Source organism: Aequorivita vitellina (assembly GCF_022008365.1).
In the GTDB taxonomy this organism is placed as follows: Bacteria; Bacteroidota; Bacteroidia; order Flavobacteriales; family Flavobacteriaceae; genus Aequorivita; species Aequorivita vitellina.
The window spans coordinates 1-557 of the sequence record NZ_JAIRBA010000134.1; the positions used below are offsets into that span (position 1 = coordinate 1).

A 557-nucleotide genomic window follows, 5' to 3' on the forward strand; every position below is an offset into this window, starting at 1 on the left:
TTAACTGTTTTAGCGTTAAACGTTGATGGAAAAACCTTAGAATACACCGACGAGGACGGAATTGTAACCAGCATCGATCTTGAAACAGTAATCGACAACTTCGAAACACTTACAACTATCGTTGATAACGGGAACGGCACTTTCACCTATACCGATGAAGATAATGTTACTACAACCATCGACATTTCAAACCTTGAAACTTTAACTGTTTTGGCGTTAAACGTTGACGGAAAAACCTTAGAGTACACCGACGAAGACGGTGTTGTAACAAGCATCGATCTTGAAACGGTAATCGACAACTTCGAAACTTTAACTACAATTGTGGATAACGGGAACGGCACTTTCACTTATACCGATGAAGACAATGTTACAACTACGATTGACATTTCAAACCTCGAAACTTTAACTGCTTTAGCATTAAACGTTGACGGAAAAACCTTAGAATACACAGATGAAGACGGTGTTGTAACCAGCATCGATCTGGAAACTGTAATCGATACGTTCGAAACACTTACAACCATCGTTGATAACGGTAACGGCACTTTCACCTATACCGA

At 39.7% G+C, this 557-nt stretch carries 1 pseudogene; it reads left to right on the plus strand.

What is annotated here, in order from left to right:
* Positions 1-557, plus strand: a pseudogene (locus K8089_RS16300) (hypothetical protein); the annotation flags it as partial.